The organism is Streptomyces sp. NPDC028289 (genome assembly GCF_055565975.1).
In genome coordinates, this window is sequence record NZ_JBVHTI010000006.1 from 664,297 (window position 1) to 686,220 (window position 21,924).

Consider the following 21,924-nt stretch of genomic DNA (forward strand, 5'->3'; position numbering starts at 1 on the left):
TTTGGTTCGCATTCGCACCACCGACGGGTACCCGCATCCGTCGGGGGAATCACCCGAGGGGGTCCCGGACCCGGGCCGGTGGGCGAACCCGCAGGTGAGGAGGGATCGTGAACGCGGTCATGGAGAGCGTGCGGATACCCGCCAATGGGGTGTGGCTCGACGCCGACACGGCCGTCCCCGCGGCGGCCAAGGGGATCGTGCTGTTCGCGCACGGCAGCGGCAGCAGCCGGCACAGCCCCCGCAACCGCTTCGTCGCCGGCGAGCTGTACACGGCCGGGATCGGCACCGTGCTCGCCGACCTGCTCACTCGCGAGGAGGAGAGAACCGACGCGGTCACGGCGGCACTGCGCTTCGACATCGGCCTGCTCGCCGCCCGCCTGACCGACCTGGCCGACTGGCTCCGGGAGTACGAGCCCGCCGCGGGCCTGGGATGCGGGCTGTTCGGCGCCAGCACGGGCGCCGCGGCCGCCCTCGTCGCCGCCTCCGGGCGTCCGGACACGGTCCGCGCGGTCGTCAGCCGGGGCGGTCGGCCGGATCTGGCCGCGGACGCGCTGGCGTCGGTCCGCCGGCCGACCCTCCTGATCGTCGGCGAACGGGACCCGGAGGTCCTGCGGCTGAACCAGGCGGCGGCGCGGCAGATCCCGGGCGAGACCCGGCTCGAGGTCGTCCCCGGCGCGACCCACCTGTTCGAGGAGCCCGGCACCCTGGAGCGCGCCGCCCACCTGGCCCGCGACTGGTTCACCCGCCATCTGCCGGTCTGACACCGCCGCGCCGCTCGGCGGGGGACACGCCCCGGCGCGCGGCGGCGACCATGACGATCAGGGCGGCCAGGGTGAGCGCGGCGCCGGTGTACAGGGGCGCCGTGTAGCCGAGGCCGGCGGTGATGGCCAGGCCGCCGAGCCACGCGCCGAGGGCGTTGCCGACGTTGGACGCGGACACGTTGGCGCTCGCGGCCAGCGCCGCGCCCCCTGCGGCATCGGTCACCCGAGTGATCATGCCGGGCACGGCGGCGAACCCGGCCACCCCCATCAGGAACACCAGCACCACCGACGCCGCGGCACTGCCGGCCAGCAGACCGAACACGGCCAGGGTGACGGTCAGTCCGAGCAGCGCGAGAACCAGCGCGCGGTCCCGGTCCCGGTCCGCCGCCCGGCCGCCGACCACGTTCCCGACGACCAGGCCGACGCCGTACACCATGAGCAGCCAGGCGACGTCGTCCGAGGAGAACCCGCCGACCTCGGTGAAGGTGTAGGCGATGTAGCTGAACGCCCCGAACATCCCGCCGTAGCCGAGCCCGGTGGCGGTGAGGGTGAGCCACACCTGCGCGGACCGGAACGCGCGCACCTGCTCCCGCAGTCCGCCGCCCGCCGCGTTCCCGGGCACCGCACCCGCTCCGGCGGGGACGAGGGCGACGATGCCGGCCAGCGCGAGCACGCCGATCGCGGTGACGGCCCAGAACGCCGCCCGCCATCCCCAGCGCTCGCCCACCAACGCCCCGAACGGCACACCCAGCACGTTCGCGAACGTCAGCCCGGCGAACATGACGGCCACCGCCCGGGACTTCCGCTCCGGAGCGACCAGACCGCGGGCGACGAGCGAGCCGACGCCGAAGAACGAGCCGTGGCACAGGGCGGCGACGATCCGCCCGAGCAGCAGCACGGCGTACGTGGGCGCGGCCGCGGACAGCAGGTTGCCGACGACGAACAACACCACCAGCCCGACCAGGACCCGCTTGCGGGGCAGCCGTGCCGTCGCGGCGGTGAGGACGATCGCGCCGACGGCGACACTCAGCGCGTACCCGGAGACCAGCCGGCCCGCGGCCGCCTCCGACACCGCGAAACCCGACGCCACCTGCGGCAGCAGCCCGGCGATCAGGAACTCGGTCAGCCCGATGCCGAACCCGCCCAACGCCAGCGCGACCAGCCCGCCCGGCATCCGTCCCCGCACCGGCGGGTGCCTGTCCTCGACCGCGGATTCACCCATGCACCGACCCTCGCCGCCGACGGATGCTCCGTCCATGGACAAAGATCGGCGACCCTTGGACGAACGGACGAGGGGCGGGAGAAATCCGGTGGACGCGCGTGCCCCCGATGCGTAGCGTCGGGGGGACCGTGACGCCGGACGAGGAGGTGAGACCCATGAACGCTGTATCCGAGTGGGTGCTCCCTCGCTCCGTCACGGTCGGGCGATTGACGTAGGTGTCGCCGGGAGCGCCTGAACGACAAGGCCGTCCCGAAAGGCAGCACCCCATGGATTCTCTTCAGTTCACCGCCGAGACGTCGTCGAACGGCGTCGTGGAACGCGACTTCACCGTGGCCGGGATCCCCGGCGTGCTCTGGTCGCCCGCGTCCGCCTCCGACCGAGCGCCCCTGGTCCTGATGGGTCACGGCGGCGGCACCCACAAGAAGTGGCCGGCGATGCCCGGCCGCGCCCACCGGATCGTGAACGGCTGCGGGTTCCACGTCGCCTGCATCGACGCGCCCGGCCACGGCGACCGGCCGCGCACGGCGCACGACGAGCAGGAGATCGCCGCGCTCTTCCGGGCCCGGGAGGCGGGCGAGCCGGAAGGCCCTGTCGTCGTCCGCTACAACGCCCACCTCGCCGAACGTGCCGTGCCCGACTGGCAGGCGACCCTGGACGCCCTCCAGGAGCTTCCGCAGATCGGCGCCGACGGACCGGTGGGCTACTACGGCCTCAACATGGCCACCGCCATCGGGGTACCGCTGACGGCGGCCGATCCGAGGATCACCGCCGCCGTCTTCGGCCTCCACTGGCCCGACGCCCTGGCCGCGACGGCACGGCGGATCACCGTCCCGGTCCAGTTCCATCTCCAGTGGGACGACGAACACATCCCGCGCGAGGCCGGTCTCGCACTGTTCGACGCCTTCGCCTCCGAGGAGAAGACCCTGCACGCCAACGCGGGCAGGCACAAGGAACACCCGCGGTTCGAGGCCGACAGCGCGGCCCGCTTCTTCGCCCGCCACCTCACCCGGTCCCTGCCGGTACCGGCCCTGAGCTGACGGCCCGTCGGCGCCCGGCAGCCCGCCGGGCGCTCCCGTCTCCCGGTGGCGGGGACGGGCGTAGGGCTAGCCCCCCGGGGTGACAGCAGGCCTGCCGGATGGTGACGGCCCGGCCCGTCCACAAAGCTGGCAGGAGTCGCCGACCACGCACGGTCCGCACGGTCACGCGCCGTCCGTGCAGCCAAGGAGGCCTGCCTTGCTCACCCGCCGTACCGCCCTGCTGTCGGCCGTCGCCGCCACCGCCCTGTCCGCCGTCTCCGCGCGCACCGCGTCGGCCGCGCCGCGCACGGCAGGGCCGGTGCGGCTGACCCTGCCCACGCCCGGCGGCCCGTGTCCGGTGGGGACGGTCTCCCTGCGCCTCGTCGACACGGCACGCGCCGATCCCTGGATCACCGCACAGCCGTACCGGGAGCTGATGATCAGCATCCGCTACCCGGCGCGGGGCCTCGGCGGCCACCCCCGGGCACCGCAGATGCTGCCGGGAGAGGCGGCCGGCTTCGCCGCCGTCAACAACCTCGCCGACGTGCCCGCCGACCAGGTCGACTGGGCGGCCACCCGAACCCACGCCCACGAGGACGCGCCCGCCGACCGGGACCGCGGCCCGTACCCGGTCGTCTGCTACTCACCCGGTACCGGCGACCCGCGCTCCCTCGGCACCACCCTCTGCGACGACCTCGCCTCCCGCGGCTACGTCGTGGTGATGCTCGACCACACCTACGACGCCACGGCCGTGCAGTTCCCCGGCGGCCGCGTCGAACGCACCGTGCTGCCCGCCGAGTACGACAAGGCCTACCCGGACAAGAAGCGCATCAGGGCGCTCCTGAAGAAGACGATCGACGTACGGGTGGCCGACACCCGCTTCCTGCTCGGCGCGTTGCCGCGAGCGCTGCCCCGCGAGCTGCGCGGCACGCTGGACCTGGACCGCATCGGCATGTTCGGCCACTCGGCAGGAGGCTTCACCGCCCTGCAGACGATGCACGACGACCGGCGCATCGCGGCCGGGGCCAACCTGGACGGCGTGGTCGCCTACGTCCAGGACGACGGCGACTCGGGCCATCTCTCCACCGTCGCCGCCGAGGGGCTCGACCGGCCCTTCCTGCTGGTCGGCAAGGACGGCAACGACCTGAGCACCGTCCCGTCCTGGAACTCCCTGTGGCGGCACAGCCACGGCCCGCGCGAGGGCCTGACCCTGCGCGGCGCCGAACACGCCACGTTCACCGACGAGGCGGCGATGATCCCGCAGATCGCCCGCCGGCTCGGGCTGCCCCGGAAGACGGTCGTGAAGAACATCGGCACCATCGCCCCGGCCCGCGCGATCCCCGTCGAACGGCTCTGCCTCGCCTCCTTCTTCGACCGCCGGCTGCGCGGCCGGGGGGCAGCAGGCCCGTCGGTTCCTGCGCCGGAGGTGCGTTCCTTCGACCGGTGAGCGCCCGTCCGCCCGGGCCCGCCGGTGTCAGGAGGGGAGCCAGGACAGACCGTCCTCGGTGACCCCGAGCCGGCCGGGTCCGGACGGCGACGGGCCCGGGCCGTCCAGCGGGGCGCCGTACAGGGCCTGCTCCTGGAGGTCGTTGCCGGTGCGGAAGGTCTCGGCGACGACCCGGGTGCTCAGCAGCGGGTTCGAGCGGTCGTCGGCGGCAGCCAACCGGCCCACCGCGCCGTCCAGTTCGGCCGCCGAAGCGCTCCACCGCACGCCGAGCCCGCCCGCGGCGGGAATCCCGGTGTCACCCGACGCCACGCCGCCGGCCAGCTCGGCGAAGGCGGCGGCCTCCCCGACGTCCACCCGGGTGATCTTCTTCGCCGACCAGAAGTACGAGTCCTCGTCCCGCTCCATGTCGTAGAACGCGACGAGGAACTCGTAGAACACCCCGTACTCCCGGCGGTAGCGCGCCTCGAACTCGGCGAAGCCGCGCTCCTCCGGCACGGTGCCCTCCAGGGCCGCGTTCACCGCGCGGGCCGCCAGCAGGGCGCCGTAGGTGGCCAGATGGACACCCGACGAGAGCACCGGGTCCACGAAGCAGGCGGCGTCGCCGACCAGCGCCATGCCCGGGGTCCACAGGGACGTCTTCCAGTAGGAGTAGTCCTTGCGCACCCGGACCCGGTCGTACGGCGGCTCCGTCGCGACCGGTACGTCCGTGAGCAGCCGGCCCACCTCGGGACAGGCCTTGATCATGTCCTGCCACGCGGCACGCGGGTCGTTCTGGACGGCCGCGTAGTGCTCCGGCGAGATGACGGCACCGACGCTGGTCAGGTCGTCGCGCAGCGGGATGTACCAGAGCCAGCCGGCGTCGAACGCGGCGCAGAAGATGTTGCCGTCGTTCGGCGCCGGCAGGCGCCGGCCGCCCGCGTAGTAGCCGAACACGGCGAGGTTGCGGAAGAAGTCCGAGTACACCCGTGCCCCGCCCACCCGGCCGTGGACCCGGCTGGTGTTGCCGGACGCGTCGATGACGAAGCGGGCGTGCGCGGTGCGCGGGGTGCCGTCCCGGTCGGCGTACTCGACACCCCGCACCCGCTCGCCCACGGTGAGCGCCCGGCGTACCGGACTGCCCTCCCGTACCTCGGCGCCGGCGCGTTCGGCGTTGCGCAGCAGGATCTCGTCGAACCGGGAGCGCTCCACCTGGAAGGCGGTCGCGGTCGGCTCCGGCAGTCGCGGTGTCGTCGCGAAGGAGAACTGCCAGGGCTCCGGATCCCGGCCCCAGCGCAGCGTCCCGCCACGCTTGAGGGTGAACCCGGCCGCCGCGACCTCGTCGGCGACACCGAGGAGGCGGCACAGGCCGTGGACGGTGGCGGGCAGCAGCGACTCGCCGATCTGGTAGCGGGGGAAGGTCTCCCGCTCCAGTACGAGCACCCGGTGCCCGCGCCGGGCCACGGCCGTCGCCGCGGTCGACCCGGCCGGCCCGCCGCCGACGACGATCAGGTCGTACTCCCCGCGCCCCCCGTACTCGTCGTCCTCGCGCCTCTCGTCTCGCGACGTCATCAGGCAACTCCTCTTCCGAACGGACCGGCATGGTCACTGGGACGGGCGGGCACGGCGGCCCGCCGTCGCGGCGGCCTCCGCTCCCGGCAGGGCGCCCGCGTCGAGCAGCACCCCGTGGACGTGGGCCGTCAGCTCGGGCAGCGTCGGGTACTCCAGCACGACGGTGGGTGACAGGCGGATCCGGATGAACGCGCTGAGCCGGTTGCGGACCTGCACGGCGGACAGGGAGTCGAAGCCCAGCTCGTCGAAGGAGCGTTCGACGGGGAGGGCGGACGGGTCCGTGAAGCCCAGGACCGCCGCGATCTCGGCGCGGATCAACTCGGCCAGCAGGGGCTCGCGTCGGGGCGGCGCGACGGCGGCGAGCCGCTCCCGCCAGGCACCGGGCGTCCGTGCCGCGCCGTCCGGGGGTGCCGCGTCGGCCGGGGCCGGGCCGCGCGGCACCAGGTCGGCGAGGACGGGTGGCGCGCCCGGTCCCGCCGCGGCCCGCAGGTCCAGCGGTACCGGCACCAGGACCGGTTCCGGGGTGCGCAGCGCGGCATCGAGGAGGGCGACGCCCTCCCGCTCGTCGACGGGCAGCACACCGCCCTCCCGCAGCCGGTCCGGCGCCACCCGGCCCGCCATGCCCCGCGCGCCGTCCGTGGTCCACGGCCCCCAGGCCAGCGACTGCGCGGGCAGGCCGCGGGCCACCCGGTACCGGGCGAGCGCGTCGAGGAACCCGTTCGCGGCGGCGTAGTTCGACTGCCCCGGCCTGCCCAGCACGCCCGCGGCCGAGGAGTAGAGCACGAAGGCGGCCAGGCCGAGGCCCTTCGTCGCCTCGTGCAGATGCCAGGCACCGTCCGCCTTCGGCGCGAGCACGGTCGCGAGCCGCTCGGGCGTCATCGCGTCGGTCACGCCGTCGTCCACCACCCCGGCCAGGTGGAAGACCGCGGTGAGCGGCGGCCGGCAGGACGCGACCAGCGCCTCCACGGACGCCCGGTCGCTCACGTCGCACGCCACCACGCGTACGTCGGCGGCGAGTCCGCCCGCCCAGTCCGGGACCTTCCCGCCGCGGCCGGCCAGCAGCAGATGCCGGACCCCGCGGTCGGCGACCAGGTAGCGGGCCAGACTCGCCCCGAGCGCGCCGGTGCCGCCGGTGACGAGCACGGTCCCTTCGGGATCCAGGCGGGCGGCCTCGGCGGCCGGCGGATCGGCGAGGGTCAGCCGGGGCGCCAGGGCGGCACCGTCGCGCAGGGCGAGTTCCGGCTCGCCGGTGCGCAGTGCCGCCGCCAGGGCCGTGGGCGTGGCCGCGGCGCCCTGCCGGTCGATCAGTACGATCCGGCCGGGATGCTCCGACCCGGCGCTGCGGACGAGCCCGGCGACGGCGGCCTCGGCCAGGTCGGGGGCGTCTCCGGTGGCGTTCCCGGTGAGCACCAGCAGCCTGCCCGGCCGCGCGCCGGCGGTCCAGCCCCGCACCCGCTCCAGCACGGCGTCGAGCAGCCCGCGCACCCGGTCGGGCAGGGCAGCGTCCGGGGGCAGGGCGGCGGCCAGTTCCGCCATGTCGAGCAACTCGTGCTCCGGGCTCGCGGTGCCGACCGGGGGCACCGGCCGCCAGGCGAGACGGTAGGTCTCGGCCGGCGGTCGCGCGGTCGCCGGAAGCGCCCGGGTGACCACGGACTCCACGGTGGCCAACGGCAGTCCGGCCGCGTCGGTGAGGGTGACCCGGAACTCGTCCGGGCCCAGCCGCCGTACGGCCGCGCGCGCCGCGGCGGCACCGGTCGCGTACACCGTCACCCCGGAACAGGTGACCGGCGCCCTCGGCTCACCCGGCTCCTCGGCCAGCAGCGCGGCGTGCAGCGCCGCGTCGAACAGGGCCGGGTGCAGGGTGTACGACCGCGCGGCCGCCGCTTCCCCGGGCGGCAGCGCCAGTTCGGCGAAGGTCTCGCCGTCGCGGTGCCACAGCGCGGTCACCGCACGGAAGGCGGGGCCGTAACGATGGCCGTGGCCGGCGAGGCGCTCGTAGCCGACGCCGATCCGTTCGGCGCCCACCGGTGGCCAGGCGCCGGTGGCGTCCTCGGCCGGTGCCTCGGCCGGGGCGGTCGTCGCGGTGGCGTGCCGGGTCCACGGGCCCGGCGTGTCGGCCGCCCGGCCCCAGACGGTGACCGGCCGCCCGCCCGCCCCGTCCGGGGCCCCGGCCACCACCTGCACCTGCGCCCCCGGCCCCGGAGCGAGGACGAACGGGGCGTGGAGGGCCAGCTCGGCCAGCCGCACCGGCCCGGCGGAGCCGTCGGCCCGGGCCGCCAGCTCGGCGAAGACGGTCGCGGGCACCACCACCCGGCCGCCGATCACGTGGTCGGCCAGCCAGGGATGGCGGTCCAGGGACAGTACGGAGGTGTGCCGGGTCGCGGGCCCCTCGGCATCGGGCACCGGCTCGCCGAGGAGGGGATGGCCGGACCCGCTCCCGTGCCGGGCGGCGTCCAGCCAGTAGCGCTGCCGCCGGAAGGGATGGGTGGGCAGCGGACGCCGCCGGGCACCGGAGCCGGCGTACACCGACCGCCAGTCCACCCCGGCCCCGTGCACATGCAGCGCGGCCAGCGCCTCGACCGTCGTCCGGGCGTCACCGCACGACGCGAACACAGCACCCCCGTCCGGCCCGACGCACTCCTCGGCCGCCGCGCCGAGCGCGGCGGACGGCCCGGCCTCGACGAAGGCCGTGACGCCGTCGTCGGCGAGCACGCCCACCGCGTCGGCGAACCGGACCGTCTCCCGCGCCTGCCGCACCCAGTGCCCGGTGGTCGCGAGCGCATCCGTCTCCGCGCGTCCGGTGAGCGTGGACACGACCGGCACGGACGGCCGCCGGTAGGTCACCGACTCGGCGACCGCACGGTATTCGACCAGCACCGGGTCCAGCAGCGGCGAGTGGAAGGCGTGGCTGACCCGCAGCCGCCGCTGCGGCCGTCCGACGGCGGCGGCCAGCGCCGTCACCGCGTCCTCGGGCCCCGAGAGCACGACCGACTCCGGCCCGTTGACCGCCGCGACCGAGACGGCCCGGCCGGGCACCCCGTCGAGCAGCGGTGTGACCTCGGCCAGCGGTGCCCGGACCGCGATCATCGCGCCGCCGGCGGGCAGGGCCGCCATCAGCCGGCCCCGCGCGGCGACCAGCCGTACCGCGTCGGCACGGGAGAACACCCCGGCGACATGCGCGGCGGCCAGTTCGCCGACGGAGTGCCCGACCAGCCGGTCCGGCCGTACGCCGAAGCCGTCGAGGAGGGTGTGCAGGGCCACCGCGTAGGCGAACAGCGCGGGTTGGGCGTAGTCGGTACGGTCCAGCAGGCCCGGGTCGTCGACCGCCTCCAGCAGGGGGCGGTCCAGCCACGGGGTGAACTCCTCGCACAGACCGGTGAACGCCGCGTCGAAGGCGGGGAAGACCGCCCGCAGGTCGCGGCCCATCCCGGCACGCTGGGCTCCCTGGCCGGGGAAGAGGAGGGCCACCTTCGGGCGGGGGCGTGCGGTGCCCCGCAGCAGTGCCGGACCGTCCGCGCCGGCCGCCAGGTCACGCAACCCGCTGAGCAGCCCTTCGGCGTCCGGGGCCAGGACGGCCGCCCGGTGCGTCAGCGGCGCCCGGGTCGTGGCCAGCGAGAACGCGACGTCCAAGGCGGCCGCGTCCTCCCGTACGTCGGCCAGTTCGGCCGCCAGCCTCGCGGCATGCGCGCGCAGCCCGGCCTCGTCACCCCCGCCGACCAGCCAGGGCATGACCGGCAGCCGACTGGGCGGCGGCGCGCTGGGAGCCTCGCAGGCAGCCGCCGTCCCGGCCTCCGCATCGGCCTCCGCCGGCTCCTCGATGATCACGTGGGCGTTGGTGCCGCCGATACCGAACGACGAGACCGCCGCCCGGCGCGGACGGTCGCGGCGCGGCCACGGGCGGGGCCGGTCGAGCAGCCGTACTGCACCGCCGGACCAGTCGACGTGCGGCGAGGGCTGCTCCGCGTACAGCGAGGCGGGCAGTTCGGCGTGGCGCATCGCCTCGATCATCTTGATCAGGCCCGCTACCCCCGACGCCGCCTGGGTGTGCCCCAGGTTCGACTTCACCGAGCCCAGCCAGACCGGGTCGGCGGGGTCACGGCGCCGTCCGTAGGTCGCGAGCAGGGCGCCGGCCTCGATCGGGTCGCCGAGCGCGGTGCCCGTGCCGTGCCCCTCGACCGCGTCGACGTCGGATGCGTCCAGCCCCGCGTCGGCCAGCGCCCGCCGGATCAGGTCCCGCTGTGCCGCGCCGTTGGGGGCGGTCAGGCCGTTCGACGCGCCGTCCGAGTTGACGGCGGAACCGCGCAGCACCGCCAGCACCGGATGGCCGTTGCGGCGGGCGTCCGACAGTCGTTCCAGCAGCACCAGCCCGACGCCCTCGGCCCAGGCGGTGCCGTCCGCGCCCGCGGCGAACGACCGGCAGCGCCCGTCCGGCGACAGCCCGCGCAGCCGGCTGAACACGACGAACGGCTGCGGATTCGACAGCACCGTCACCCCGCCCGCCAGCGCCAGCGCACACTCCCCGGCGCGCAGCGACCGGGCCGCCAGGTCCAGCGCCACCAGCGAGGACGAACACGCCGTGTCCAGGGTCAGCGCCGGGCCGCGCAGCCCCAGGGTGTAGGCGATCCGGCCGGACGCCACGCTCGGCGACGAGCCGATGCCGAGCTGGGCCTCCAGCTCGCTGGGCGCCGCTCCGCGGCCGTACCCCCCGGCGTGCATCAGGCCGACGAACACGCCGGTGTCGGTGCCGCGCAGCTCCGGCGCCGGGACACCGGCCCGTTCGAAGGTCTCCCAGGCGACCTCCAGCAGCAGCCGCTGCTGGGGATCGGTGGCCAGCGCCTCGCGGGGCGACATGCCGAAGAACAGCGGGTCGAAGTCGGCGATCGAGTCGAGGAACCCGCCGCGGCGCGTGTACGTCGTCCCGGGCCGGTCGGGGTCGGGATGGTGCAGCGACGCCAGGTCCCAGCCCCGGTCGGCCGGGAACTCGCGGGTGGCGTCGCGCCCTTCGGCCACCAGCCGCCAGAGGTCCTCGGGGGAGCTCACTCCGCCGGGGAAGCGGCAGCCGGCCGCCACGATCGCCACGGCCTCAGCGTCGGTCCCGGCCCCGGTTTCAGCGTCGGTCTCGGCCAAGGCCTGGGCTCCGGCCTCCGGAGCACCCCGTGGCGCGGTGCTGGCCGTCGCGTTCCGCGCGGTGCGGGCCGTCTCGTCGCGCGCGGTGTCGGCCGTGCCGTCCGGTGCGGCCCCCGCCGTCCCGTGCAGCAGCGCGTCCAGGTGGGCGGCGACCGCGGCCGGGTTCGGGTGGTCCCACACCAGCGTCGCCGGCAGCCGCAGCCCGGTGCGGGTGCCGAGCCGGTGCCACAGGTTCATGGCGTCCATCGACGTCAGGCCGAGATCGGCGAACGCCGCGCCCGGATCGGCGGCGCCGCCCCGGACCGCCGCCGTCTCCGCGCACACCAGGTCGGTCAGCGCGGCCCGCCGCTCACCGGGCGTGCGCCCGGCCAGTTCGGCGAGTCCCGGATCGGCCGGGCGGTCGGCGAGCGCCCGCCGCAGCAGGGCCCGGCGCGGCTTGCCGCCGGAGGTGCGCGGTACCGCCGGGATCGGCAGCACCTCCTCGGGCACCTTGTGCGCCGAGAGCACCGCGGCACAGGCACGCAGCAACGGCGCCGGATCGAGGCCCGGGCGGTCCGGCACCACGAACGCCACCGGAACCTCACCGAGCAGGGGATGGGCCCGCCCGACCACGGCCGCGTCCCGCACGCCGGGCAGCCCGCACAGCACCCGCTCCACCTCGGCCGGGTCGACGTTCTCGCCGCCGCGCACGATACGGTCGCCCGCCCGCCCGGTGACGGTCAGAAATCCGTGCTCGTCCAGCCGGCCCAGGTCACCGGTGCGGTACCAGCCGTCGCGCAGGGCGGCGGCGGTCTCCTCGGGCCGGTCGTGGTAGCCGAGCATGACGCCGGGGCCGCGAACCCAGATCTCGCCGTCCTCGCCGGCCCCCTCCGCCGGGACGATCCGGACCTCCATGCCGGGCAGCGGCAGCCCGCTGCTGCCGGGCACCCGTGGCCCGGCGGGCGACTCCACGGCGATCTTGCCGCAGGTCTCGGTACTGCCGTAGCCGTCCAGCAGCGGGGCACCGAACCGTGCTTCGGCCTCCCCCCGCAGCTCCGGGTCGCTGGGCGCGCCGGCCGTGACGCACAGCCGCAGCGAGGGCACGGCCCCCAGACCGGCGTCCAGCAACCGCCGGTAGGTGAGGGGGACCCCGGCCAGGACGGTCGGTGCGTACTCCTCGACCAGCCGGACCAGGGCGGCCGGTTCCGGGGTCGCGGTGATCCGGGCGCTCGCCCCGGCCATGGTGGTGCCGAGGACGCAGAGCGAGTGGGCGTAGGTGTGCGAGAGGGGCAGCGGCCACAGGACGCGGTCCGCCGCCGACAGCCCGAGCCGCGGCAGATAGCAGGCCGCCGAGGACCACAGTGCCGACCGCTGGCTGGAGACCGCGGCCCTGCCGGTACCGGAGGTCCCGGACGTGTAGAGCAGCCAGGCCGGCTCGTCCAGACCGAGGTCGTCGGCGGGAGCGGACGACGGCCGGGTGGCCAGCGCCTCCCATGCGGCCACCCCGTCGGGCACCGGTCCCTCGCCGGTGACCAGCAGCCGGACGGGCTGTCCGGCCGTCAGCCGCGTGATCCGTGGCAGATTGTGCCGGTCGGTGACCAGCACGGCCGGACCGCAGTCGGCCAGCAGTTCGGCGAGTTCGGCGTCGGTGGCACGGGAGCTCAGCGGCACCCCGACGGCACCGGCCCGCACCGTGGCGAGCAGCCCCTCGACCAGCTCCACGCCGTCGCCCAGGCAGAAGGCCACCCGGGCCGTGCGGCCCACCTCCAGCCCGGCCGCCAACCGACCGGTTCTGCGCTCCAGCTCGGCCCAGCCCACCGCTCGCCGGTCATCGGCGAAGGCGACCTTCCCGCCGTAGCGCACGGAGTTCTCGACGAGCAACTCCGCAACGGGCCGCACGGCAAACGCCCGCTCCACTCCCACCAGGCCCCCTCGGTGCAACAACCTTGCCCACCATCCCTGTTGGCGACCCTACGGACGGCCGCACCGCAGACGTACGCGGCTCGCTGGGCCGGGCACTTTCCCAGTAGGAGGGCGCTGCCGGGGCCGGGGTTGCAGCGCCCGCGCGACCGGCGTTTTCTGGAAGTACCCGATGGTGAAGCAAGAGCGCCCAGGGTTGTGGCACGGACCGGGGGCTCTGTCCCGGCTGTTTCCCATGGCCAGGCCTCGGTCCGTGGTCCGCCGTAGCCCGGTGTTCGACGCGGAGGTGAGCCTGGTGAAAGCAGTTGTCTACGAGAAGCCCTTCAGTGTCACGATCAGGGACGTCGACGATCCGCAGATACAGCACCCCAACGACGTGCTGGTACGGGTCACGTCGACGGCCATCTGCGGGTCGGACCTGCACATGTACGAGGGGCGTACGGCCGCCGAGGCGGGCATCGTCTTCGGCCACGAGAACCTCGGCATCGTCGAGGAGACCGGCCCCGGCGTGACCTCGTTGTCCGAGGGCGACCGTGTGGTCATGCCCTTCAACGTCGCCTGCGGTTTCTGCAAGAACTGCCTGGCCGGCAAGACCGGCTTCTGCCTCACGGTGAATCCGGGCTTCGCCGGCGGAGCCTACGGCTATGTGGCCATGGGCCCCTACAAGGGCGGCCAGGCGGAGCTGCTGCGGGTACCGTTCGCCGACTTCAACTGCCTGAAGCTGCCGCCGGGCAACGAGTTCGAGACCGACTTCGTGCTGCTCGCGGACATCTTCCCGACCGGCTATCACGGCTGTGAGCTGGCCCGGGTGTCCCCGGGTGAGAGCGTCGCCGTCTTCGGAGCCGGCCCGGTCGGGCTGATGGCCGCGTACTCCGCGCTGCTGCGGGGTGCGGCCAAGGTGTTCTCGGTCGACCGCGTGCCCGAGCGGCTCGCCAAGGCCGAGCAGATCGGAGCGATACCGATCGACTTCACCAAGGGCGACCCGGCGGAACAGATCAAGGAACAGACCCGGGGCGAGGGTACGGACAAGGGCGTCGACGCCGTCGGCTACCAGGCCCAGGCGCACGACGCGAGCCACGAGGAACCCGCCGTCGTCCTGAACTCCCTCGTCGAGACGGTACGGCCGACCGGCATGCTCGGCGTACCGGGCCTGTACGTCCCGTCCGACCCGGGCGGTCCCGACGAGCACGCGAAGCACGGCCAGCTCCTGGTGTCCATCGGCAGGATGTTCGAGAAGGGGCAGCAGATGGGCACCGGCCAGTGCAACGTCAAGCAGTACAACCGGCAGTTGCGTGACCTGATCATCGCGGGGCGGGCCAAGCCCAGCTTCGTGGTCTCCCACGAACTGCCGCTCGAGGACGCACCGGGCGCCTACGAGAAGTTCGACCAGCGGATCGAGGGCTACACCAAGGTCGTCCTGCACCCCGGGCACGCTCTCGCGGCGTAGCAGCGGCGACGGCACGCGCGGTGGCACAGCGCGGCGGCACAAGCGCGGCGGGCCGGTCACGGCAGGCGGGAGCCGTCCCCTCCTGCCCCGGCTCACCCCGGCCTGAGCCGGGGTGAGGGCGGTGATCCACTCGGCGGGCCGGGGAGCACTCTCCCGGTCCGCCCGAACAGTGACGCAAACCTCGCGTGCTGCCGAGTCAGGGGGCCCGCACGGCGTCCCCGCAGGCCAGGTAACGGTCGATCGATCGCCGCAGCTCGGCCGGGTCGAAGTCCGGGACGGGCTCGCCCTGCGCGTGCCTCAGGACGAGCCCGGCGAGGGTGCGCAGCTTGGTGTTGGTGCGCTGGGACATGTCCCGCAGGACCCTCCAGGCCTCCTCCGGAGGGATCCGGCCGTAGGCGACGACGGCACCGATGGCCTGGTCGATGACGGCATGGGAGGTGACGGCCTGCTGCAGCTGGGCGGTCTCGGCCGCGAGCCGTTCGTGCTCGGCGGCCAGCTCGGTGGCCGACAGCAGCCGCAGCGGCTCCGTGCGGGAGATCGCGAAGAACGCCATGAATCGCCTCGTCTGGGTGGGAACCGGGGTCAGCCCTACAGCTTCCCCCGGAGCCCACCCGTACGCGACCCGAATCGCGCCGCCAAGGCTCCGCGCCCCTGACGGGGCGCTGCCGAACCGGAGCGGACTTCGCCGGACCCGCTCAGCCGCGGCGCCCCGCCGGAGCGTTCCGGTCCTCGCCGGTCGCCGGCGTGGCATCGCCGTCTGCCTGGCCCGGGACCGCCGCCGGTTCCGCCCGGTCGGCGTGGCCCGGCCACCAGGCGGCGTGGCCGATCAGCGCCGTGAGGCTCGGGGTGAAGAACATCGCCATGACGAACGCGGCCACCGCGATGCCGAAGGAGACCGCGAAACCCATCTCCGTGAGCAGCGCGTTGCCCGCCAGCATCATCGTGGCGAAGGTCGCCGCCAGGATGAAGCCCGCCGCGGCCACCGTCGGCCCGGCGTGCCGCAGGGCCATGCCGGCCGCCTCGCGCGGCTCCCGGCCCTCGCGGGCCTCCTCACGGAGCCGGGCGATCATGAGGATGTTGTAGTCCGTGCCGATGGCGACCACGAAGAGATACATGATCACCGGGAGCATGAACATCAGACCCGGCTTGTTCTGCGCCTCCTGGAAGATCCAGACCGTGGCGCCGAGCGTCGCGCCGAAGCCGAGCCCGACCGAGGCGATCAGGTACCAGGGGGCGACCACACTGCGCAGCAGCAGCCCCAGGATCACCATGATCAGCAGAGCGGCGACGGGGAACACCGTCCGGTAGTCGTGGTTGACCGCGGAGTCGATGTCCTTGTAGATCGAGGACATGCCTCCGACGAGCGCCTCGGTCCCCTCGGGAGCACCGGCGTGCGCGACGTCCCGCACCCGGCCCACGGCCTCTATGGCCTTGTCCGTGGACGCCTCGTACTTGAGGGTGACGGTGAAGTCCGCTGTGGTACCGGCCTTGTTCACCTGGGCCATCCGGGCGCTCGCGACACCGTCCACGGCCCCCAGCTTCCGCGCGTACGCGTCGAAGGAGGACGCGTCCAGCGGCTTGCCGTCGGAGCTGGAGAGGTAGACGTCGGTGGGCGCGGCGGCACCGGCCGAGTACGCCTTCTGCATCTGGTCCTGGACGACCATGGACTCCTTGGTCTTGGGCATCGAGCCCGACGCCAGGTCGAACGTGGCGTGGTAGCCCAGCGTGCCCAGCGACAGCACGACCAGGACCAGGCCGGAGACCACCGCGGTCAGCCCCGGACGGCGCTGAACACCACGGCCCAGGGCCGCGAAACGGGCGTTCGCCGGCTCCTGCTGCCAGGACTTGGACGGCCAGAACACCTTCGGGCCGATGAGCGAGACCACGGCCGGGATCAGCGTCAACCCCGCGATCAGGGTGACGGAGACCGCGATGGCCAGCGCCGGACCCATCTGCTTCAGGAAGCCCAGCGTGGAGAGCACCAGTGCGAGGAAGGCGATGATGACCGCGCCGGCCGCGGAGGCGATCGCCTCACCGACCCGGCCGACCGCGTTGATCATGGCCTCCTTGGGTTCGTCGCCCGCGCGCAGGCGTTCGCGGTACCGGAACATCAGGAACAGGAAGTAGTCCGTGCCCACGCCGAACAGCACGACGATCAGGATCGACGACACGGAACTGTTGGCCTGCAGGTCGAACAGCTTGGTGGCGTACGCGATCAGCCCGTTGGCGATGGCGGACACCACGCCGATCACCACCAGGGGCAGGAACGCCAGGATCGGCGCCCGGAAGATGATCAGCAGGGTCACCAGGATGATCACGAAGGTGCCGATGCCGATCAGCGCCTGACCGCGCTTGGACGAGTCCTGCTGGTCGAGGGCCTGCGCGGCCGAACCGCCCAGCTTGACCTCCAGGTGCGTACCCTTGGCCAGTTGCTTGACGTCGTCGCGCAACACCTTGGCCGCGTCCGCCTGTACGGGCTGGCCGGCCTTCTTGCTGTCCATCTGCACCAGGATCAGGTCGTACCTGCCGTCCTTCGACGGCTGGCCGGGGACGACCTTCTGGACCTGGTCGATGTGCTTGCCGCCCAGCTCGGTGGCGAACCGGGCGACGTCCTTCTTGTCGTCGGCGGTGAGCTTGCCGCCGTCGGTGCGCTGGTACAGCGCGATCGCGGAGGGGGTGAAGGCGCTGGGGAACGCCTTCGCCTGGAGATCGGCCGCTTTGATGGACTCGTAACTCTTGGGCAGGAAGCTGCTCTCGTCGCTGTTCGAGGGCAGGCTCGGGGCGGTGGCGACGATCGCAACCGCCGCGATCAGCCATGCCACGATCGTCCAGACTGGATGTCGGACGACGGCACTGCCAATTCGTCGGAACATGCGGAAGGTCCTCCTGGGTAGGAAGATCACCGCAGCCCGGGGAGCGGACCCTGGCATCGGCGACCCCGACCGGCCCGCATGCGACGAGCCGGTCGCTTGGTTGTCTTGACGCCATATGTTAGGGACCGGCTGTGAAGATCGGTCCAATGGGTTTTCCGCTCCGCGTGTATCTGCGCTTTTCCCCGCGCCCGCGGGCGGCCCCGTCATCTGTACGGCGGCGGTCCGGTCGGCGACGATCGAAGACGTGATCGCCGCCCCGTCGCCGACCGAAGGGCCCCACCATGCCGACGACCGGTCAATGGCAGCTGCGGGCCGCGTTCGCGGCGCGGCTGTCGGAGATGTACGGGCGGGAGGTCCCCGCCTACACCACGCTGGTGGACGTCTCCCGCGAGGTCAACGAGGACGTGCTGCGCACCCGGGGCGCCGACGCCGAACGCCTCGGCTCCATCGGCAGGGTCACCGCCGAACGGCACGGCGCCATCCGCGTCGGCACCCCGCGCGAACTGCACCAGGTCGCCCGCGTCTTCGGCGCCCTCGGCATGCACCCGGTCGGCTTCTACGACCTGCGGGACGCCGCGGCCGGCGCCGTCCCCGTCCCCGTCGTCTCCACCGCCTTCCGGCCGGTCGACGGCGAGGAGCTCGCCCGCAACCCCTTCCGGGTGTTCACCTCCCTGCTCACCCCCGCCGACCCCCGCTTCTTCGACGCGGACCTGCGCGCCCGACTGGAGGCCTTCCTCGCCGCCCGCGAACTCTTCCCGCCGGAGCTGCTCACGCTGGCCGACCGTGCCGCGGCCGACCGCGGACTGCCTGCGGACGACGCCGAACGCTTCCTCGGACTGGCCGTGCGCGCCTTCGAGTTGTCGGCCGAACCGGTGGACCGCGCCTGGTACCGCACCCTGGAGCGGGTCTCCGCCGTCGCCGCCGACATCGGCGGCGTCCGCAGCACCCACATCAACCACCTCACCCCCCGCGTCCTGGACATCGACGACCTGTACCGCCGGATGACCGACCGCGGAATCGAGATGATCGACACCATCCAGGGCCCGCCGGCCTGGAAGGGCCCCGACGTCCTGCTGCGCCAGACCTCCTTCCGCGCCCTGGCCGAACCGCGCGCGATGCGCACCGAGGACGGCAGCGTCGTCAGCGGCGCCCTGCGGGTGCGCTTCGGCGAGGTCGAGGCCCGCGGCATCGCCCTCACCCGGGCGGGGCGCGCCCTGTACGACGAACTCCTCGACCGTGTCGACGAACAGACGGCCCGTCACCCCACGTCGGCGCGCGCCGACATCGCGCGCGCCGTCTGGGAGCGGCACCTGCCCGGCAGCGAGGCGGAGCTGGCGGCCCAGGGGCTGGCGTACTTCACCTACCGGGTCGCCGACGACCGGCCGCACGACGGCCGCACACCGCCCACCGGCATCGCCGAACTCCTGCGGCAGGGCTGGGTGCACGCCGAACCCGTCGTCTACGAGGACTTCCTGCCCCGCTCCGCCGCCGGCATCTTCCAGTCCAACCTCAGCGGCGAGGGCACCCGCGACGACGACCGGCAGGGCATCGCCTACGACGCCGACCGGCTCTCCGGCGCCATCGGCCGCGAGGTCCTCGACCCCTTCGCCCTCTACGAGCAGCAGCAGAACCGCTCCCTCGCCCGGGCCGCCCGGACCCTCGGCCTCGCCGACCCCGTCCGCTGACCCCTCACACCCCCGGAGGACCAGGATGAAAAGCACCACGCTGCCCACCACGGACGAGCTGCGCGCCCGCGCCCGGGCCTGCCTGCGGAACGTCGGTGCACAGGCCGCCGAGGGAGACGACCTCGCGGCCCGCACCCCCGTCACCGGCGAACACCTCTTCGGACTGCGGGCAGCCACCGCCCTCGACGTCGAAGAGGCCCTGTCGGCCGCCCGTGCCGCCTTCCTGACCTGGCGCACCACCCCCGCCCCGCGCCGCGGTGACCTGGTCCGCCGCCTCGGCGAGCTGCTGCGCGAGCACAAGAGCGACCTGGCCGACCTGGTCACCGTCGAGGCGGGCAAGATCCGCTCCGAGGCGCTCGGCGAGGTCCAGGAGATGATCGACATCTGCGACTTCGCGGTCGGCCTGTCCCGCCAGCTGTACGGCCGTACCATCGCCTCCGAACGCCCCGGCCACCGTCTCGCCGAGACCTGGCATCCGCTCGGCGTGGTCGGCGTCATCTCCGCCTTCAACTTCCCCGTCGCCGTCTGGTCCTGGAACACCGCCGTCGCCCTGGTCTGCGGCGACACCGTGGTCTGGAAGCCGTCGGAACTCACCCCGCTCACCGCTCTGGCCTGTCACCACCTGCTGGCCCGGGCTGCCGACGAGACCGGCGCCCCGCGCGACGTCCACCGCCTGCTGCTCGGCGACCGCACGGTCGCCGAGCAGCTCGTCGACGATCCCCGGGTGGCCCTCGTCAGCGCCACGGGCTCCACCCGCATGGGCCGCGCGGTCGGCCCGCGCGTCGCCGCCCGCTTCGGCCGCAGCCTGCTGGAGCTCGGCGGGAACAACGCCGCGATCGTCGCCCCCTCCGCCGACCTCGACCTCGCCGTCCAGAGCATCGTCTTCGCCGCGGCCGGCACGGCGGGGCAGCGCTGCACCACACTGCGCCGGCTCATCGTCCACCGCGACATCGCCGACACCCTCGCCGAGCGCCTGACCGCCGTCTACGGCAGGCTAACCGTCGGCAACCCGTTCGACGCCGCGACCCTGGTCGGCCCGCTCATCACCACCGGCGCCCTCGACCGCATGCAGCACGCCCTCGCCCGCGTCCAGGCCGAGGGCGGCAAGCTCCTGGCCGGCGGCAACCGACGCCTGGCCGAGGCGGCACCCACGGCGGCCTACACCGAGCCGGTCCTGGTCCGCGTCGACGAACAGACCGACGTCGTACGGGAGGAGACCTTCGCGCCGATCCTGTACGTCCTCGCCTACGACACCCTCGACGAGGCGATCGCGCTCCACAACGACGTCCCGCAGGGCCTGTCCTCCAGCATCTTCACCCGCGACCAGCGGGAGGCCGAGCTCTTCCTGTCCGCGGCCGGCTCCGACTGCGGCATCGCCAACGTCAACATCGGGACCTCCGGGGCCGAGATCGGCGGCGCCTTCGGCGGCGAGAAGGACACCGGCGGGGGCCGGGAGTCCGGCTCCGACGCCTGGAAGGCGTACATGCGCTCCGCCACCAACACGGTCAACTACTCCGGCGAACTCACCCTGGCCCAGGGCGTCAGCTTCCTCTGACCACGGGCCGCCCGCCCGGAGCTCCCGCCCCGCGTCACGGCAGCGGCTCGCCGAACTCCCCGGTGACCGTGTCGTCCCGGCCGCCGGCTGCCTCGGCCGCCCCCTCGGGCAGCAGGAAGGCGGTGAGCGCGGCCGTGTCGTCCTGCAACTGGTCGTGGCTGTAGTGCAGCAGGTCCTGGTGGAGCCGCTCCAGCAGCTCCGGGGGTGGCATGGGGCCCCATGAACGGAGCCGCTGGAGCAGCGGGTAGAAGGTGCCGGACGGATCCCGGGTCTCCGTGACCCCGTCCGTGTACAGGAGCAGTTGGTCGCCCGGGCCGAAGGAGTAGGTCTCGACGCGGTAGGGATCCCCGACGAGCATGCCGAGGTTCAGCGGCGGACCCGGCCGCCCCCGGTCCAGTTCGGTCACCTCGCCGGGCCGGATGAGCAGCGGCGGCGGATGGCCGCAGTTGAGGATGCGTACGATCCTCTCGTCCCCGGGGATCTCGGCGAAGACGGCGGTGACGAACCGCTCGCCGAGTTCGGTCCCGCCCAGCCGGTCGGCCCGGCGGGTCATGCTGGTGTCCACCCGCTCCACCAGGGTGCGCAGGTCGGGCTCGTCGTGCGCGGCCTCGCGGAAGGCGCCCAGCATCGCCGCCGCGGTCTCCACCGCGAGCAGCCCCTTGCCGCGCACATCCCCGATGAGCAGCCGCACCCCGTACGCGGTGGGGACCGCCTCGAAGAGGTCGCCGCCGATGCGCGCCTCCGCGGCGGCGGACAGGTAGAAGCTCTCCAGCAGCAGGTTCCCGATCCGGTGCGGGACCGGTCTGAGCAGGACGCGCTGTGCGATCTCGGCCACGAACCGGACGTCGGCCAGGGTGCGTTCCCGGCGGATCCGGTGGGCCGCCAGGATCGCGCCCAGGGCGCCCACCAGGGCCGTGCACGCGTAGGCGGCCACGTAGTGCCGCTCCCAGAGGTAGCCGACGGTGCGCCCGGCACAGCAGGCGGTTCCGGCCAGTAAAAGTTCGAGGCCGATGCCGAAGGCGGTGGCGACGGCGACGACGGCGGGCGGGTGCGCGAAGGCGGTCACCAGGGGCAGGGCGATCAGTACGAAACTCACCGGCCACTCCACCGGGGTGACCGGTTCGATCAGCAGTACGACGGCGACGTACAGGACCGGTAGCCAGCGCATCCACGCGGGGGGCGCGGGCAGTGGTGGGTTGGGACCGTCGTGCCTCACCCGGGACTCCTGGCATACGAATCTAGACAAGACACCCAGCCTCCCGGCCCGCCGCCCGGCACGCCGGTGATTGCTCCACCCAGCGGCATGTTCCGGTGCCCGCGACAGCAGCATTCGAGCCAAGTGTC

The 21,924-nt window shown here is 74.0% G+C and carries 12 protein-coding genes; 6 read left to right on the forward strand and 6 right to left on the reverse strand.

What is annotated here, in order from left to right:
* Positions 1–107: 107 nt before the first annotated feature.
* Positions 108–761, forward strand: a complete 654-nt coding sequence (locus tag ACZ4UV_RS32170) for a dienelactone hydrolase family protein (RefSeq protein ID WP_451018547.1) — start codon at positions 108–110, stop codon at positions 759–761.
* Here ACZ4UV_RS32170 and ACZ4UV_RS32175 read toward each other — a convergent pair.
* Complete coding sequence (locus tag ACZ4UV_RS32175; protein ID WP_451018556.1) at positions 739–1,935, reverse strand: MFS transporter; 1,197 nt, start codon at positions 1,933–1,935, stop codon at positions 739–741. The genes ACZ4UV_RS32170 and ACZ4UV_RS32175 overlap by 23 nt on opposite strands.
* A gap of 314 nt (positions 1,936–2,249) precedes the next feature.
* Here ACZ4UV_RS32175 and ACZ4UV_RS32180 point away from each other — a divergent pair, with 314 nt between their 5' ends.
* Positions 2,250–3,020, forward strand: coding sequence for a dienelactone hydrolase family protein (locus ACZ4UV_RS32180; protein ID WP_467842601.1), 771 nt, complete (start codon positions 2,250–2,252; stop codon positions 3,018–3,020).
* A 196-nt stretch (positions 3,021–3,216) separates the two neighbouring features.
* Positions 3,217–4,446: an alpha/beta hydrolase family protein gene (locus ACZ4UV_RS32185; RefSeq protein ID WP_467842604.1), complete on the forward strand. Its 1,230-nt coding sequence runs from the start codon at positions 3,217–3,219 to the stop codon at positions 4,444–4,446.
* Positions 4,447–4,473: 27 nt separating this feature from the next.
* On the opposite strand, the gene ACZ4UV_RS32190 is transcribed toward ACZ4UV_RS32185, so the two are convergent.
* Together ACZ4UV_RS32190 and ACZ4UV_RS32195 are read right to left on the reverse strand one after the other, a co-directional pair.
* Positions 4,474–5,994, reverse strand: a complete 1,521-nt coding sequence (locus ACZ4UV_RS32190) for a tryptophan 7-halogenase (protein ID WP_451018550.1) — start codon at positions 5,992–5,994, stop codon at positions 4,474–4,476.
* A 33-nt stretch (positions 5,995–6,027) separates the two neighbouring features.
* The gene (locus ACZ4UV_RS32195) at positions 6,028–12,999 is read right to left on the reverse strand and encodes an SDR family NAD(P)-dependent oxidoreductase (protein WP_467842608.1); all 6,972 of its coding nucleotides are present in this window, start codon (positions 12,997–12,999) and stop codon (positions 6,028–6,030) included.
* A 316-nt stretch (positions 13,000–13,315) separates the two neighbouring features.
* On the opposite strand from ACZ4UV_RS32195, the gene ACZ4UV_RS32200 reads away from it, so the two are divergent.
* A complete protein-coding gene (locus ACZ4UV_RS32200; protein ID WP_390035482.1) occupies positions 13,316–14,467 on the forward strand; it encodes a glutathione-independent formaldehyde dehydrogenase in 1,152 nt (383 codons plus the stop codon).
* A gap of 196 nt (positions 14,468–14,663) precedes the next feature.
* Here the strand turns inward: ACZ4UV_RS32200 and ACZ4UV_RS32205 are convergent, their stop codons facing one another.
* Positions 14,664–15,020, reverse strand: coding sequence for an ANTAR domain-containing protein (locus ACZ4UV_RS32205; protein ID WP_390035481.1), 357 nt, complete (start codon positions 15,018–15,020; stop codon positions 14,664–14,666).
* 142 nt (positions 15,021–15,162) lie between these two features.
* Positions 15,163–17,340 (reverse strand): MMPL family transporter, encoded by a 2,178-nt coding sequence (locus ACZ4UV_RS32210; RefSeq protein WP_451018552.1) that lies wholly within the window; start codon positions 17,338–17,340, stop codon positions 15,163–15,165.
* Between the two features lie 281 nt (positions 17,341–17,621).
* Here ACZ4UV_RS32210 and hglS point away from each other — a divergent pair, with 281 nt between their 5' ends.
* Positions 17,622–19,025, forward strand: a complete 1,404-nt coding sequence (gene hglS / locus ACZ4UV_RS32215; RefSeq protein ID WP_451018553.1) for a 2-oxoadipate dioxygenase/decarboxylase — start codon at positions 17,622–17,624, stop codon at positions 19,023–19,025.
* Between the two features lie 25 nt (positions 19,026–19,050).
* On the forward strand, positions 19,051–20,580 hold the full coding sequence (amaB, locus tag ACZ4UV_RS32220; RefSeq protein ID WP_451018554.1) for an L-piperidine-6-carboxylate dehydrogenase: 1,530 nt from the start codon (positions 19,051–19,053) through the stop codon (positions 20,578–20,580).
* A 34-nt stretch (positions 20,581–20,614) separates the two neighbouring features.
* On the opposite strand, the gene ACZ4UV_RS32225 is transcribed toward amaB, so the two are convergent.
* The gene (locus ACZ4UV_RS32225) at positions 20,615–21,748 is read right to left on the reverse strand and encodes a PP2C family protein-serine/threonine phosphatase (RefSeq protein WP_451018557.1); all 1,134 of its coding nucleotides are present in this window, start codon (positions 21,746–21,748) and stop codon (positions 20,615–20,617) included.
* Positions 21,749–21,924 lie beyond the last annotated feature (176 nt).

What these genes read in the sequence shown, in the direction of transcription:
- ACZ4UV_RS32180 (WP_467842601.1), top strand. Translation starts at nt 2,250, where the DNA reads ATGGATTCTCTTCAGTTCACCGCCGAGACGTCGTCGAACGGCGTCGTG.
- ACZ4UV_RS32205 (WP_390035481.1), bottom strand. Translation starts at nt 15,020, where the DNA reads ATGGCGTTCTTCGCGATCTCCCGCACGGAGCCGCTGCGGCTGCTGTCG.
- ACZ4UV_RS32190 (WP_451018550.1), bottom strand. Translation starts at nt 5,994, where the DNA reads ATGACGTCGCGAGACGAGAGGCGCGAGGACGACGAGTACGGGGGGCGC.
- hglS (WP_451018553.1), top strand. Translation starts at nt 17,622, where the DNA reads ATGCCGACGACCGGTCAATGGCAGCTGCGGGCCGCGTTCGCGGCGCGG.
- amaB (WP_451018554.1), top strand. Translation starts at nt 19,051, where the DNA reads ATGAAAAGCACCACGCTGCCCACCACGGACGAGCTGCGCGCCCGCGCC.
- ACZ4UV_RS32175 (WP_451018556.1), bottom strand. Translation starts at nt 1,935, where the DNA reads ATGCCGGGCGGGCTGGTCGCGCTGGCGTTGGGCGGGTTCGGCATCGGG.
- ACZ4UV_RS32225 (WP_451018557.1), bottom strand. Translation starts at nt 21,748, where the DNA reads ATGCGCTGGCTACCGGTCCTGTACGTCGCCGTCGTACTGCTGATCGAA.
- ACZ4UV_RS32210 (WP_451018552.1), bottom strand. Translation starts at nt 17,340, where the DNA reads ATGTTCCGACGAATTGGCAGTGCCGTCGTCCGACATCCAGTCTGGACG.